Origin of the sequence: Desertivirga arenae (genome assembly GCF_017355785.1) — a bacterium.
Taxonomy (GTDB): domain Bacteria; phylum Bacteroidota; class Bacteroidia; order Sphingobacteriales; family Sphingobacteriaceae; genus Desertivirga; species Desertivirga arenae.
In genome coordinates, this window is record NZ_JAFEWE010000017.1 from 139696 (window position 1) to 154320 (window position 14625).

The following is a 14625-nucleotide window of genomic DNA, read 5'->3' on the forward strand; positions in this document are numbered from 1 at the left end:
ACTTTGAGGTCTTAAGGGTGATTGTTAATAATTTATCTTAAGCTGAATGTTTTTCTTTTAAACAAACTTGCTAGGATTATTACAACAACTGTGCTAAACCTCTCTGCTCCTATAAAAGGATCCTTGCCATAAGGAAGAATTAACAAAAATTTAAAACAATTTGCATTAAATTACATTCACTTCCCGCTCTAAAAGTACTCCAAATTTATCTTTAACATCTAATATTATCTTTTCGGAAATATCATAAATGTCTAAACCTGAGGCATTTCCATAGTTAACAAGAACTAATGCCTGATTTTTCCATGTACCTGCCTGACCAATTTTTTTTCCTTTCCATCCACATTGTTCAATTAACCATCCTGCAGCTAACTTAACTGTATTGTTTGGTAGACAGTAATGAACAGTGTCTGGAAAAACAGACTGTATTCTCTCAAATGTGTCCTTAGAAACTACAGGATTCTTAAAAAAGCTACCTGCGTTTCCAATGGTTGAGGGGTCTGGAAGTTTACTAACTCTTATAGCAGAAACAACAGTTGAAATGTCTTTAATGGTTGGTGCTTCAATTTCCCGGTTTTGCAATTCTGCAGCAATTGCTCCATATGTGATATTTAAGGAGGGCTTCTTTGATAACTTATAAGTAACAGCAGTAATGATCACCTTTCCTTTCAACTCCTTTTTGAAAATACTGTCACGATAGTCGAACTTACAGTCTGTATTACTGAAAGATAAAATCGCACCTGTTTCTATCATGTAAGCTCTGCAACTAAAAAACACATCTTTTAATTCTACTCCATAAGCACCAATGTTCTGTACGGGTGAGGCGCCCACAGAACCAGGTATCAGACTGAGATTTTCCATTCCTGCAAAATCTCTGTCTACACAATAGTTAACCAGGTTATTCCAAACCTCTCCCCCGCCTGCAGTCACATAAACATCATCACCATCCTCAATTTGAGTGATCCCTTTAATATTTACCCTTATTACTAAACCATCGAAATCCTGGGTAAACAGCATATTGCTCCCACCTCCAACAATCAGCCTTTCAGTTGACATCCATTTTGGATCAGAAAATAAATTGATGAGATCGTCTTCCTTATTAATATCTGCAAACCATCGGGCTTTTGCTTCTACCCCAAAGGTGTTGAAATTCTTGAGTGAAATGTTTTCTAAAATCTCAGGCATAGTGATGGAATTTTCAAATTGCGAAGGTCGCAGTTTAATTTGATTTATACTTACAGCATTAACATAATACTAACATAATTGCTATTTTTGAACCTAATGGAAAATCAGGACAGAAAAAGAGAGGTAATAATTGAAGCTGCCATTAAACGTTTCGCCCACTTCGGTTTAGCAAAAACCACAATGACTGAGATTGCTTCTGACCTTTCCCTTTCAAAAGCTCTATTATATTATTACTTCCCGGATAAGATAAACCTATATGCTGCTGTTCTTGATCATTTAGTCAAATTAATAGGTGAGGAAATTCGACTCGGTTTAAGTCTAATTGATAATAGTGTTGAAGCTCTAAATTTCTATCTGTCCCAACGCCATGACTTTTTAAAAAAATATGCCAACGTATTTGAATCTGTAAGAACCACAGAAATACCACAACAACTGATAGAAGTGCTTGAAAAAGCCAAACAAACAGAAATAGAACAAATTTCACTTGCAGTTCAAAAACAACAAGGTTTGTCAATTGAAGCGCCTGAAGCAGCGACCCTTTTGTTTGATGCCTTTATTGGTATGAGAATACCTGTTTTTCACAGCAAGAAAACATTTCAACTTGATCCGGAAGTTTTTGAGACTTTACTTGAAAGGCAGAAGAAATTAGGTGCTATTTTTCTGAAGGGCTTAAGCTTATAAGCTCATAATCTAATCCTGCCTTATCATACCTCCCGTCATTCTCGTGTAATCTTAACCTCTTCTTAACTGCAAAGATTCAAAACTCTTGCAGGACGCTTTGTTTGTCCGTATATTTGACTAATTAATTCAAAAAGTCAAAAGGTTAATTAGTAGAAAGGTTAAAAGTGATAGAGGCAGCAGATAAAAAACGTGAGCAAATACTCGACAAAGCACTGACAAGATTTGCTCATTTCGGTATCAATAAGACAACGATGAATGAAATTGCAGATGATCTGGCTATTTCCAAGCCATCCTTATACTATTACTTTCCGGATAAGATCAGTCTTGCAGTAGCTGTAGCTGGAAAGATCTTCGATGAATTTTTCCGTAGGCTCAATAGCATTAAGGAAAATGCAGGAAGCACAAAGAATGCGCTGTTCGCCATTATTGAATTACGCAAAGAGTACTTTGAGAAATACTACATGCTTCATCTTACTGAATCAACTACTGAGTTGAATATCAACAACGAGTCTTTCAGAAAGCTGATGGAAGAAAGCCGGGAGAAAGAAAAAACATCTATACAGGAAGTATTTACAAAAGACGAATCGCTCAGCCAGTTCCCAGCTGAACCTATTGCTGATCTATATCTGGATTCAATCATGGGATTAGGTATGTTCTTAATGGCTAAACAAACGAAACAACTACTTCCTGAAACCAAAGGACTGGAAGAAGTTATTGCTAAGCAAAAAGCATTGACGGAAATATTTCTTGATGGACTAGCAAATAGAGCTTAATAAAGAGGATTATAATGAGAAAGATAAAAAATAGATTGAATAAATTCCTGGTTGTCGTAATAACTCTCCTTAGCACCGGGACTGCTCTTGCACAGCCTGTAGAACTTACATTAAAAGAAGCTTTAAATTATGCGCTGCAAAATAATGCTGCAGTAAAAAAAGCGCGTCTTGATATAGAAGGAGGAAGATATAAAACTGACGAGATCAGAGCGCAGGCTCTTCCACAGTTGAATGGAAGCGCTGGCTTAACTGATAACTTAATAATTCAGAAAAATGCTATTCCTAATATCTTTCAGGGGAAGCCCGATGAGACTATTCTCGTTGCTTTCGGCCAAAAGTGGAATGCTAACGCAGCATTACAATTTAGTCAGCAACTTTTCAACCAATCTGTATTTACAGGACTTAGGGCGGCAAAAGCGGGAGAAGCGTTCTACAATCTTAATGCAGAAATCAGCGAAGAAACACTTTTACAAAATGTCACTTCTGCTTACTATCAGATATTGATTACACGGGAAAACCTTGCAGTTATAGATAGTAATATTAATTCATTAGGCAGAGTTGAGAAGACCGTATCAACTCAATTTAAAAATGGCTTGGCGAGAAAAATTGACTTAGACCGAGTAAGGGTTAATCTTACTAATCTGAAAAACCAACGGCAACAAGTAAAAAACGCTGTGACACTAGCAGAGAATGCGCTTAAATATAATATAGGAATGCCTATAGCTGCAGCGATTAACATACCAGCTGCAGCTTTATCTCAAATCAAGACGGATGCTAGCTTACTTTCAGCATCTCTTAACCTAAACCAACTGAAGGAATACCAGTTGGCAAAGAAACAGGAAGAATTGCTTGGCTATCAAAAGAAGGCATATCAGGCAGAGTACTTTCCCTCGCTATCATTAACAAGCAGCTATCTCTATAATGGACTTAGCAATAAGTTTGATTTCCTGAAAGGAAATTCGAGTGTTCAATGGGTAGATGCTGCAACGGTGGGACTAAGTTTAAGAATCCCAATCTTTGATGGCAATGCTCGTAAATCGCGGGTAAAACAAGCTGAAGTTGATATACAGCAAGCTAAAGAAGATACTAAAAATGCTGAAAACGCTTTAAACCTCAGCTTTGAAAATGCAAAGCTGCAAATAGAAAATAGCATAAACACTATTAATTCTCAGCAAGAGAACGTGAATCTGGCAGAAGAGGTTTTAAAAAGTACCCAGAACAATTATAAAAATGGACTGGCAACTCTTACGGACTTGCTTGATGCTGAGAATTCTTTAACAGAAGCAAAGAACAGTTACAACCAGGCTCTACTAAATTATCGCCTCGCAGAGGTACAATTGATCAAATCGAACGGAAATATAAAATCATTATTGAACTAATATAAAGATGAATAAGAAGGGTATAATAACAGTTTTATCAGTAATTGCAGTCCTATTCCTGATTGGATGGGTACTGCAAAACAATAAGAAAAAGAATGCTGAAACTACAGCTGTTGTAGCATCGGGAAATTCTGGTGCAGTAACGGTTAAAACAGAAAAAGTAACCAGAACAGATATAAACCTCGACTTTAGTTCAAACGGAACATTTGCTGCTAATCAAGACTTGACCTTGTCGGCCGAGAACTCAGGGAGAGTTACAAAAGTATTGGTTGATGAAGGGGCACGAGTAAGTAAAGGACAGATCGTTGCCAGAATAGATAATGAACTGTTGAGCGTAGATGTAGAAACAGCTCAGGCAAGTTACCAGAATGCACTTCGTGATCTTGAAAGATACGAGAGTTCGTTTAAAACAGGAGGGGTTACTCAACAACAGCTGGATAATGCAAGATTAAATGTTCGCACACTTCAGGCCAGGGTTCAGGCGGCCGCTAGAAAATCAAGTGATGCAAACATTAAAGCTCCAATTTCGGGAATTGTAAATAAACGTTTCATAGAACAAGGTTCTTATGTAAATCCTGGGGCACAATTATTCGAGATCGTGGATGTAAATAAGCTGAAATTAAAAGTAACGGCTAATGAAACTCAGGTAGTGAACCTGAAACTTGGCGATAGAGTAATCATAAAATCCTCTGTATTCCCACAAAGTTCCTTTAATGGCAAAGTTAGCTTCATTGCTCCAAAGGCGGATAATAGTCTAAACTTTCCTATAGAGGTTGAAGTTGCTAACACCACAGGTGGACAACTTAAAGCAGGAATGTATGGTACCGCTGTGTTTGACTTCCCTCAACAAGCTCCAGCCCTTACAGTTCCAAGAACCGCTTTTGTTGGTAGTGTTAACAGCAACAAAGTTTACGTGCTTAAAAATAACAAGGCCGAAGAGCGCGAGGTAACAGCCGGACGAATTTTGGGAGAGCGGGTTGAAATCTTTGCCGGACTAAAGGACGGTGAAACGGTAATAACCAGTGGCCAAATCAACCTGGTTAACGGCGCTGAAGTGCAGGCAATAAAATAATCTACATCTTAAATCAATAAAGATGAAAATAGCTGAAATATCTATAAAACGACCAACCATTGTTGTAGTGCTTTTTACCGTACTCTCTTTGCTTGGCTTTATAAGCTACAAATCACTGAACTATGAGATGCTTCCGAAATTTTCTCCTTCAGTTGTTTCTGTAGTAACTATATATCCCGGTGCTTCCCCTAGTGAGGTGGAGAACACTGTTACTAAAAAAGTGGAGGATGCTGTTTCTTCGATGGAAAACATCAAGAAGATACAATCTACGTCGTATGAGAGCATGTCTTTGGTTAGCATACAGCTAAAGACAGGAACAAATGTGGACGTAGCACTCAATGATGCACAAAGAAAGGTGAATTCTATTCTTTCTCAGTTGCCTGATGACGTTGAAGCTCCTTCTTTGAATAAATTTTCATTAGATGACCTTCCAATTATCACCATGTCTGCAACCGCTAACATGGATGATGCTCAGTTTTATGACCTGGTTAAAAACCGTCTGGTTCCGAGCCTCTCGAGAGTTGAAGGTGTTGCGCAGGTAAATATTATTGGAGGTCGGGAACGGGAAATTCAGGTGAATATCGACGAAAACAAGCTTGAAGCCTATGGATTATCACTTCTGTCTGTGCAGCAAGCTATTCAAACATCTAATCTTGACTTCCCAACAGGAAGTATTCGCACTGAAAATCGTGACATTCTAGTTCGTCTTTCTGGTAAATATGCAAGTGTTGCAGAACTTCAGAATCTGATAGTGTCGGATAAGAACGGTATTCAGGTTAGGTTAGGCGATATTGCCGAAGTTCGCGATACCCAAAAAGATGTTGAAAAATTGGCTCGCGTAGATCGCAGAGCAGCTATTGCACTTCAAATCGTTAAGCAAAGCGACGCAAATGCAGTGAAAGTAAGTGATGGCGTTAAAACAAACATTGCCACGCTAACGGGAGAATACAAAAAGATTAATCTTGATCTGACCATAGCTAATGACAGCTCGGTATATACACTTGAGTCTGCTGATGCTGTGATCCATGACTTATTCCTGGCTGTGATCCTGGTAGCGTTTGTAATGCTTTTCTTCTTACACAGCTTGCGGAATGCCGCAATTGTAATGGTCTCGATCCCGGCATCTTTAATTGCAACTTTTATCGGTATTAAAATGCTTGGGTATACACTTAACCTGATGTCTTTGCTTGGACTATCTCTCGTTGTGGGTATACTGGTAGATGATGCTATTGTAGTGCTGGAGAATATATATCGTCACATGGAAATGGGTAAGAACCGAGTGAGGGCGGCCTTTGATGCAACAAAAGAAATCGGGTTTACTGTTACCTCCATTACATTAGTAATCGTGGTTGTGTTCTTCCCGATTGCAATAAGTACAGGCCTTGTTTCCGATATCCTTCGTCAATTCTGTATGGTTGTTATTATAGCTACCTTACTAAGCTTACTAACCTCCTTTACTATCGTACCTCTACTTTCTTCCAGATTTGGAAAGTTGGAACATATTAAAGGAAAGAACTTCTTTGAACGCCTTATCCTCGCATTTGAGAAGAAACTCGACCAGTTTACAGCTTGGATCACTAATATTCTGCAGTGGTCGTTAGGCCACAAAAAGACTGTAGTTGGAGGTACGTTGCTATTACTCTTCGCTTCATTTGCTCTACTAGGCGGAGGTTTTATTGGAGCAGAGTTTTTCCCCAAGAGCGACCGGGGACAGTTCATTGTGCAAATAGAGCTTCCTAAGGATGCATCAATTGAGCAAACAAATTTAATGACTTCGAAGGCTGAACAGTTGTTAAGTTCGAAACCTGAAATAACTCGCTTGATCACACTTGTAGGGCAATCCAGTGATGGCTCGGGAGCTCAGCAAGCACCGGCCTATTCTTCCGAGATCACTGTTCAATTGGTCGATAGGAAGGATCGGCTGGACAGGGCGGACGTATACGCGGCAAAAATTAAAAAGGAACTTGCAGCACAACTTGTTGGAGCTAAAGTTAAGACAACTCCTGTAAGTATCCTTGGTACTGCAGAACGCGCACCAGTAGAAGTCATCGTAAGGGGTAGTGAACTGGATAGCGTGATGAGCTTCGCAAACGTAGTGAAAAATAAATTAGCTAAAATCCCTGGAACCACAGAAATAAAGCTTTCCGTAGAAGGCGGTAATCCAGAAGTAAAAGTTCAGGTTGATCGCGATAAAATGTCTGCTCTTGGCTTGAATCTTCAAACTGTTGGAGCCAGCATGCAAACTGCATTTAACGGTAATACTAATGGAAAATTCCGCCAGGGTGAGTACGAATACGATATCAATATCCGTCTGGACGATTTCAACCGTAAAAGTATTGATGATGTGCGCAGCCTGACTTTTATTAATAATGCTGGCCTGAAAATCAAACTGGATCAGTTTGCTACAGTTACTGAGGGCTCCGGTCCTTCGCGGCTGGAACGTCAGGATAAAACTACTAAAGTATCTGTTCAAGCACAGGTAGTAGGGCGTCCTTCAGGTACAATCTTTACTGAATTGGATAACCAGATCAAAGATCTTCCCCGTCCGGCTGGAGTAAACTACATCTTCGGTGGTGATATGGAAAACCAGTCTGAAGGGTTTGGAACGCTAGGCGTTGCCCTTATAATGTCTATTGTTCTGGTATACCTGATAATGGTGGCGCTTTACAACAACTATGTACATCCATTCGTAGTTCTATTTTCGATTCCATTATCAATAATAGGAGCACTGCTAGCTTTAGCACTTACAAACAATTCACTTAACATATTCACCATTCTGGGCTTGATTATGCTGATAGGTTTGGTAGCAAAGAACGCAATTATCCTTGTCGACTTTACCAACCAGCAAATAGCTGAAGGAAAATCGGTTCGTAAAGCTTTAATCAACGCTAACCATGCACGTCTCCGTCCAATTCTGATGACAACCATTGCGATGGTTATCGGCATGCTTCCGATTGCGATTGCAAAAGGTGCAGGTGCTGAATGGAAGAACGGCTTGGCATGGGTAATTATAGGGGGACTTGTAAGTTCCTTGTTCCTGACCCTGATCGTTGTGCCCGTGGTTTATGAAGCTTTTGATAAAATTATTAAGCGCTTTACAAAAAATAAAAAGCATGAAGATATAGAAGCTCTTATGACAGAACCGTTCACCGGTGAAATACTGGATGAGGAATATGAGGTTTTAGAGCTTCAAAAATAAACCCTTCAGGGGCTAATTGAGGTGAGCAAAGGGGAATTCCGAAAGGGTTCCCCTTTCCATTTTATAACGTGATGACTAGAGTCTCAACCGGAAACATATTTCCCTCCGGGCACTTTACTGATTATGAAAACAATTGAACCAGAAACTGCAAGACAGACTACTGTTGTAAGAGGAATACCAATAGCCGGATGAACGAAGAAACAATTGAGACCGGCTTTAGCCATCTCACCCAAGACCAAAACATGAATAAGATAGATCCCAAAACTATAGCGACAAAGAAAAATTCTCATTCGTTCAATAAACAATCCCTCGAACTCGAAATCATTTATCAACATAAAAACACCTACCGCTATAAGGAAGACATTGGGAGTTAGGAAACCATAGAATAAAGTATCTAAATCCCCTTTATGCCTGGAATAAAGAAAAGTGCCGCCAACAGTTATCCCAATTCCACTTACAATTAACAACACAGAATACAAAACTTTCCAGCTTTCAGAGGATTTAAACAGCGAAAGATAGTAGCCTAATATGAGGTAGCCAAGAAAGCCTGAAAAGTACGAGAGATCAAAATTGGGCTTATACTTGGAAAGCCATGGATGGCTTACAGCCATGGTCCCCAGCCATATGAGAAGAAAATAACTAATTTCCTTTTTTGTACTTGCTCTAACCCATCTCCCTATTACCGGAATAAATAGATAAAGACCAACTATCATGTATATATACCATAAATGATACGCTGCGCCATGAGCTACCTTATTCCATATAAACACAATGAGATCCAGGTTAATCGGCCTCTTCATGATATCGTAGCCAATGTAGACGAAGCTATAAAAAATGAAAGGTAGCAAAACTCTTAAAACTCTCTTCTTCAGAAATTCTCTTATAGGATACTCTTTACCTAGGAGCAGAGCTCCTGAAAGCATTACAAAAACAGGAACGCAAAAACGAACAGAGCTGTCAATAATATTTGCGATATGCCAGACACTTACAGTTACTTCACCGAATTTATATAAGATTGGGGAGGTAACATGAAGCAAAACCATGCTCACCGTAGCTATAATTCTAAGGTTATCCGGCCAGGAATGTTTTGTAACCATTGAAAAAACGTTTAAAAAGCAAAGGCTCCCGAAAAAGGAGCCTTTGCTTTTTTTAAGCTATTGTTTGCTAAATATGAATAGCACGGTTATCTGTTGCAGCTAAAGCAGCTTCTTTAAACGCTTCTGTAAAGGTTGGATGGGCATGACAAATACGACCGATATCTTCAGCTGAAGCACGAAATTCCATTGCAACTACAGCTTCGGCGATCATATCTGCAGCACGCGGGCCAATCATATGAACGCCTAATAACTCATCCGTTTGAGCATCTGCCAATACTTTTACCAAACCATCGATGTCCATGCTTGCACGAGCACGACCACTAGCCTTGAAAGGAAATGCACCGGATTTGTATTTCTTGCCTTGCTCTTTTAATTGTTCCTCTGTTAAACCAACGCTTGCAACCTCAGGCCAGGTATATACTACTCCCGGAATTAAATTGTAATTAATGTGTGGCTTCTGTCCTGCAATTGTTTCAGCAACGTAAACACCTTCCTCCTCCGCTTTATGGGCTAGCATCGCTCCACGGATAACATCACCTATGGCGTAAATACCCTTAACTGAAGTTTCAAGATGATCGTTTACAGGAATTTTTTTACCACGTTCTTCTAACTGGATACCAATTTTGTCAAGGCCTAAGCCTTCAGTATATGCGGTACGACCAACTGCAACAATGCAATAGTCACCTTCAATGCTAACTTTTTCTCCTTTTGGACTATCAGCAGTTACAACTACCTTATCTCCTTCAACAGTAGCCCCGGTAACCTTGTGACTTAATTTGAAATCAAAACCCAGTTTTGCAAGGGATTTCTGAAGTTCCTTACTCATTGTTTTATCCATGGTAGCAATTATTCCATCCATGAATTCAACTACAGTTACTTTAGCACCCAAACGAGCATAAACAGAACCCAGTTCTAACCCGATAACTCCACCGCCAATAACAATTAAATGCTTGGGAACTTCCTGAAGATTTAATGCCTCTGTTGAGGTGATGATGCGCTTTTTATCGATTGGCAAAAAAGGTAAAGCAGTTGGTTTTGAACCGGTTGCTATAATCACATTTTTAGTTGTGATGGTTTCTTCACCTCCTTCTGCCTTTGCAACTTTAATAGTGTTTTTATCTGTAAAAGATCCTAATCCCTGATAAGTTGTGATTTTATTCTTCTTCATCAGGAACGTAATTCCAGCTGTTGTCTGCTCAACCACTTCGTTTTTACGGCTGATCATTTGAGGAAGATCAACACTCAGGTTATCGAGGTTAATACCATGAGTTTTAAATGTATGAGAAGCATTATAGTAATGCTCTGACGAGTCTAAAAGCGCTTTTGAAGGAATACAACCAACGTTAAGGCATGTTCCACCAAGAGTACTATATTTTTCTACGATAGCTGTTTTAAGTCCTAATTGAGCGCAACGGATTGCTGCTACATATCCGCCTGGTCCGCCACCTATAACTGTTACGTCGTATTGCATGAATTATATTTGTTGGTTGCCCAAAGTTAAACGAATATTAGCTTTAAGGAAAAATAAATGAATTATATAAGGGGGTGACGTTGAAACTCTTTACTCCTGTCAAACAAAAAGCGATATGTATGATGAGTTTTGTAAATTTTTGCGCCTATTTGTTCTGCAACCTGCATCATTCTCGGATTAAAATCTCCAATCCAGTTCATCTGTATATCTGTATAGTTCGTTTTCTTCCGGATCTCAGCGGCTGCAGAAGCAATAAGAGCTACCTCAACACCCTTTCGCTGATATTCGGGTACAATTCCAAACACCAAACCGAATATTGTCCTGGAGTTTCCTCTCCATTTATTATATAGTAAGCGTAACTTCCCAAAGGTATCCAACTTTCCACCCACGTACTTCACGAATAATTGATTAAGTTCAGGCAGACTAATGAAAAAGCCGATAGGCGTACTACCATGGTAAGCGAACCAGATTATTTGCTCGTCAATCACAGGCTTTAAGCTATGCACAAGCATCATGGCCTGTTCCGCACTCATTTCTTCAATACCCTGATGATTTACCCATGCCTTATTATAAACCTCTCGGAAGTCTTCCGCAAACTTCTCGATTTTGTCTAACCTGAAATGCCGGAACCGGTAGTCGCTATTTCTCCGCACTCTTTCAGAAACTGCCAGCAAACCCGCCTTCAAGGGTTCTTTCACCTTTCGATGATAGGTGTATTGCTTGAAATACAAATTGAATCCATACGATTCAAACAAACCCTGGTAATATGCAGGGTTATAATTACTACAATAACAAGGAGCATGAAAACCCTCAACAAGAAGCCCCCACCATCGTTCACGGCTACCTAAGTTTATTGGCCCTTCCATCGCTGCCGCTCCCTGTTTCAAAAGCCAGTCTTTTGCAATATCAAACAAAAGATGAGCAGCTTCCTGATCATTTATACATTCAAAAAAGCCCATTCCTCCCACTTTTTCTGAATCAGCGTTAAAAGTGAGCGGATTAATAAATGCCGCAATTCGCCCAATTACATTTCCTGCAAGATCCTGCAAAAGCCAGCGTATACATTCCCCTTCCTTTAATAATTGATTCTTCACGGGATCGAAGATCTTTTCAATATCCTCATCAAGAGGACGAATGTAATTTTTATCATTTTGGTAAATAAACAACGGTAGTTCCAAAAACTTCCGCTGCTGTTCATTTGTCTGAACTTCAGTTAACTTCATTAGCAAGAGAACATTCTTCTGCAGTCTTATCTCAGACTACGGTTTGAGCATCTTATTTTAATATTATTGATATTTGTGAAATATTGGTGTGCCAAGATGATAAAAAGATTATCACTTTTAATACTTTTCTTAATTTCTATATTCAACGCCTTCTCTCAAACGCAAAGCACTGAAGAAGGTTTTACAAGGGCGGATAGTCTGAGGGGAATGCTATCTCCTCCAAGGACGTGCTATGATATCAATTATTATAATCTTGATATCAGGGTAGATATTGACACTCGCTCAATATCAGGATCTAATCTTTTCAGATTTACTGCCACCAGGGATTTCAGCCAGCTTCAGTTTGACCTTTTTGACAACTTTGAGATTGAGAAAATCGAGTATAAAAACCAAAGCTTAAAATACAGGACAGAGTACGATGCAGTTTTTGTAGAATTTCCTGAAACTATAAAAAAGGGTACAAAGGCTGATTTTAAAGTATACTATTCAGGAAGTCCCATCATTGCAAAGAGAGCCCCTTGGGATGGAGGTTTCGTATTTGGGCAAGATAGCAATCAAGCTCCCTGGGTAGCAGTTGCTTGTCAAGGTTTAGGTGCTAGTTCATGGTGGCCTAATAAAGATCATCAGGCAGATGAGGTAGATAGTATGCTGATTAGCGTGACTGTTCCAAGAGGATTACAAAATGTGAGCAATGGCCGTCTAAGGTCAAAAGTAGTGCAGCCTGATGGGTCAACGAAGTTCAACTGGTTCGTTTCATATCCTATCAACAATTATAACGTAACACTTAACATCGGCGATTTTGTGCATTTTTCTGACAAGTATCCAGGAGAAAATGGCGAGCTCTCGCTTGACTACTACGTCCTTCGTGAAAATCTGGAAAAAGCAAAAGAGCATTTTAAGGATGTTAAGCCTATGCTAACTTGTTTCGAAAGCTGGTTCGGGCCGTACCCTTTCTACCGCGATGGATACAAACTTATAGAAGCTCCTTATCTCGGAATGGAACATCAATCCGCAGTTGCATATGGAAATAAGTACCAAAAGGGATATGCTGGAGCCGATCTATCAGGTACAGGATGGGGATTGAAATGGGATTATCTTATTATTCACGAGTCAGGACATGAATGGTTTGGGAATAACATCACCTCGAAAGACATTGCAGACATGTGGATTCATGAAGCATTTACAACTTACTCAGAAAGCCTTTTTGTTGAATGCAATTGGGGAAAAGAGGCGGCTATCCAGTACCTGAAGGGGGAAAGGAAAAACATAAGGAACGACAAGCCTCTCATTGGTCCCTACAACGTTAATAAAGAAGGTTCTGGAGACATGTACTTCAAGGGGGCAAATCTTTTACACACAGTGAGATCAATAATCGCGGATGATAGTCTATGGAAAAGTATTTTGACAGGCCTCAATACCGAGTACGGACTAAAAACAGTAACTACAAATGACATCGTAGCTTATATTAATAAGCGCGCGAAAAAGGATCTTACGGGCGTTTTTAACCAATACCTAAAATACAGATCTATTCCCGAGCTGGTGATTAATCGAAAAGGCAAAGGCATTTTCACTTATAAGTGGAACGCAGATGCAGTCAGTTTCAACATGCCGGTAAGGATAGAGATCCCTGGAGAAAACCAATGGAGATTCATTTACCCCACAACTGAGTGGAAAACTCTTAAAAGCAGTAGGCACGGTGACATAAAAGTAGATACTGACAATTTTTACATCATTACTAGCTTAAAATAGCCGGTTCCATATTTTGATTGAGAAAGAGTACTACTATCCTTCCAACATAAGTCCTGCAAGATTGTATTTCTAGATGAAGTACTTTATCCGCCTCTATGAATACTTTATTTCCTATGCAGCCTATATATCCTTCTGGGTTCAGATATCTACCAAACTTTATCAATAAGGAAGAGGAAGACTCCCTCCTCTGCTTGATATCAACATTAGAGCTGCGCCCCTTTAAATTCCAGGGCTATGAGGCAAAGCGCAAAGTAGCTAGCTACGGCTTCGACTGGAGCTTCGAAACAAGAACATTATCAAAAGGCAAAAGCATTCCATCTGATTTTAATCACATTATTGGAAAAGTAGCTTCTTTAATTCCAGTGAACATTAAAGACATTGGGGAACTACTAGTTACCGAATATCCAGATGGCTCAGTTATTAACTGGCATCGCGACGCCCCTCCCTTTGATATCATTGTAGGAATATCCCTACTTACAGATTGCAAATTCCGGTTCCGACCTTACAAAAAATCTATGCAAACGCGTTCCTCTTTAATTTCCATCCCAGTACAGGGAAGGTCTCTCTATATTATAGAAGGAGAAGCAAGAACTGACTGGGAGCATTCTATTGCACCTGTTAAGACAAAACGACTATCTATTACTTTGAGGACGTTAAGAGGAGGCTTATAAAGGATCAAGCGGAAAATCTGGGGGGCTAAGAACTTAAGCATAGATTTTAGTTAGCCTGTATAGAAAGAAAGCGGTATCTCTTACCCCTCTAGATGTTGCTCTAAATGCTTTTATTTTAGCGTTGAAGG

General features: G+C 39.5%; 11 protein-coding genes. 7 read left to right on the forward strand and 4 right to left on the reverse strand.

Annotated elements, in window-relative coordinates; genetic code table 11:
• Positions 1 to 165: 165 nt before the first annotated feature.
• Positions 166 to 1182 carry a UDP-N-acetylmuramate dehydrogenase gene (gene murB / locus J4N24_RS23080; RefSeq protein ID WP_207536106.1) on the reverse strand — a complete coding sequence of 339 codons (1017 nt, stop codon included), beginning with the start codon at positions 1180 to 1182 and terminating at the stop codon, positions 166 to 168.
• 96 nt (positions 1183 to 1278) lie between these two features.
• Between murB and J4N24_RS23085 the strand changes: the two genes are divergently transcribed.
• The 5 genes from J4N24_RS23085 (at position 1279) to J4N24_RS23105 (ending at position 8286) form a co-directional block, all read left to right on the forward strand.
• A complete protein-coding gene (locus tag J4N24_RS23085) occupies positions 1279 to 1863 on the forward strand; it encodes a TetR/AcrR family transcriptional regulator (RefSeq protein WP_207536107.1) in 585 nt (194 codons plus the stop codon).
• 164 nt (positions 1864 to 2027) lie between these two features.
• Positions 2028 to 2636 carry a TetR/AcrR family transcriptional regulator gene (locus J4N24_RS23090; RefSeq protein WP_207536108.1) on the forward strand — a complete coding sequence of 203 codons (609 nt, stop codon included), beginning with the start codon at positions 2028 to 2030 and terminating at the stop codon, positions 2634 to 2636.
• A gap of 14 nt (positions 2637 to 2650) precedes the next feature.
• Positions 2651 to 4015, forward strand: a complete 1365-nt coding sequence (locus J4N24_RS23095; protein ID WP_207536109.1) for a TolC family protein — start codon at positions 2651 to 2653, stop codon at positions 4013 to 4015.
• Positions 4016 to 4022: 7 nt separating this feature from the next.
• On the forward strand, positions 4023 to 5087 hold the full coding sequence (locus J4N24_RS23100) for an efflux RND transporter periplasmic adaptor subunit (RefSeq protein ID WP_207536110.1): 1065 nt from the start codon (positions 4023 to 4025) through the stop codon (positions 5085 to 5087).
• A gap of 22 nt (positions 5088 to 5109) precedes the next feature.
• Entirely contained in the window at positions 5110 to 8286 is a 3177-nt protein-coding gene (locus J4N24_RS23105) for an efflux RND transporter permease subunit (protein WP_207536111.1), read from the forward strand.
• A gap of 83 nt (positions 8287 to 8369) precedes the next feature.
• On the opposite strand, the gene J4N24_RS23110 is transcribed toward J4N24_RS23105, so the two are convergent.
• From J4N24_RS23110 to J4N24_RS23120, 3 genes are all read right to left on the reverse strand, one after another.
• Positions 8370 to 9383 carry an acyltransferase gene (locus tag J4N24_RS23110; protein ID WP_207536112.1) on the reverse strand — a complete coding sequence of 338 codons (1014 nt, stop codon included), beginning with the start codon at positions 9381 to 9383 and terminating at the stop codon, positions 8370 to 8372.
• Between the two features lie 67 nt (positions 9384 to 9450).
• Entirely contained in the window at positions 9451 to 10854 is a 1404-nt protein-coding gene (lpdA, locus tag J4N24_RS23115) for a dihydrolipoyl dehydrogenase (RefSeq protein WP_207536113.1), read from the reverse strand.
• 62 nt (positions 10855 to 10916) lie between these two features.
• Positions 10917 to 12077, reverse strand: coding sequence for a GNAT family N-acetyltransferase (locus J4N24_RS23120; protein WP_207536114.1), 1161 nt, complete (start codon positions 12075 to 12077; stop codon positions 10917 to 10919).
• 96 nt (positions 12078 to 12173) lie between these two features.
• Here J4N24_RS23120 and J4N24_RS23125 point away from each other — a divergent pair, with 96 nt between their 5' ends.
• Together J4N24_RS23125 and J4N24_RS23130 are read left to right on the forward strand one after the other, a co-directional pair.
• Positions 12174 to 13826, forward strand: coding sequence for a M1 family metallopeptidase (locus J4N24_RS23125; RefSeq protein ID WP_207536115.1), 1653 nt, complete (start codon positions 12174 to 12176; stop codon positions 13824 to 13826).
• Between the two features lie 95 nt (positions 13827 to 13921).
• Positions 13922 to 14497 carry an alpha-ketoglutarate-dependent dioxygenase AlkB gene (locus tag J4N24_RS23130; RefSeq protein ID WP_207536116.1) on the forward strand — a complete coding sequence of 192 codons (576 nt, stop codon included), beginning with the start codon at positions 13922 to 13924 and terminating at the stop codon, positions 14495 to 14497.
• The last annotated feature ends 128 nt before the right edge of the window (positions 14498 to 14625 follow it).

Excerpts from the sequence above, each read along its gene's own strand:
- murB (WP_207536106.1), bottom strand. The coding sequence starts at position 1,182 with ATGCCTGAGATTTTAGAAAACATTTCACTCAAGAATTTCAACACCTTT.
- J4N24_RS23085 (WP_207536107.1), top strand. The coding sequence starts at position 1,279 with ATGGAAAATCAGGACAGAAAAAGAGAGGTAATAATTGAAGCTGCCATT.
- J4N24_RS23095 (WP_207536109.1), top strand. The coding sequence starts at position 2,651 with ATGAGAAAGATAAAAAATAGATTGAATAAATTCCTGGTTGTCGTAATA.
- J4N24_RS23100 (WP_207536110.1), top strand. The coding sequence starts at position 4,023 with ATGAATAAGAAGGGTATAATAACAGTTTTATCAGTAATTGCAGTCCTA.
- J4N24_RS23105 (WP_207536111.1), top strand. The coding sequence starts at position 5,110 with ATGAAAATAGCTGAAATATCTATAAAACGACCAACCATTGTTGTAGTG.
- J4N24_RS23110 (WP_207536112.1), bottom strand. The coding sequence starts at position 9,383 with ATGGTTACAAAACATTCCTGGCCGGATAACCTTAGAATTATAGCTACG.
- lpdA (WP_207536113.1), bottom strand. The coding sequence starts at position 10,854 with ATGCAATACGACGTAACAGTTATAGGTGGCGGACCAGGCGGATATGTA.
- J4N24_RS23120 (WP_207536114.1), bottom strand. The coding sequence starts at position 12,077 with ATGAAGTTAACTGAAGTTCAGACAAATGAACAGCAGCGGAAGTTTTTG.
- J4N24_RS23125 (WP_207536115.1), top strand. The coding sequence starts at position 12,174 with ATGATAAAAAGATTATCACTTTTAATACTTTTCTTAATTTCTATATTC.
- J4N24_RS23130 (WP_207536116.1), top strand. The coding sequence starts at position 13,922 with ATGAATACTTTATTTCCTATGCAGCCTATATATCCTTCTGGGTTCAGA.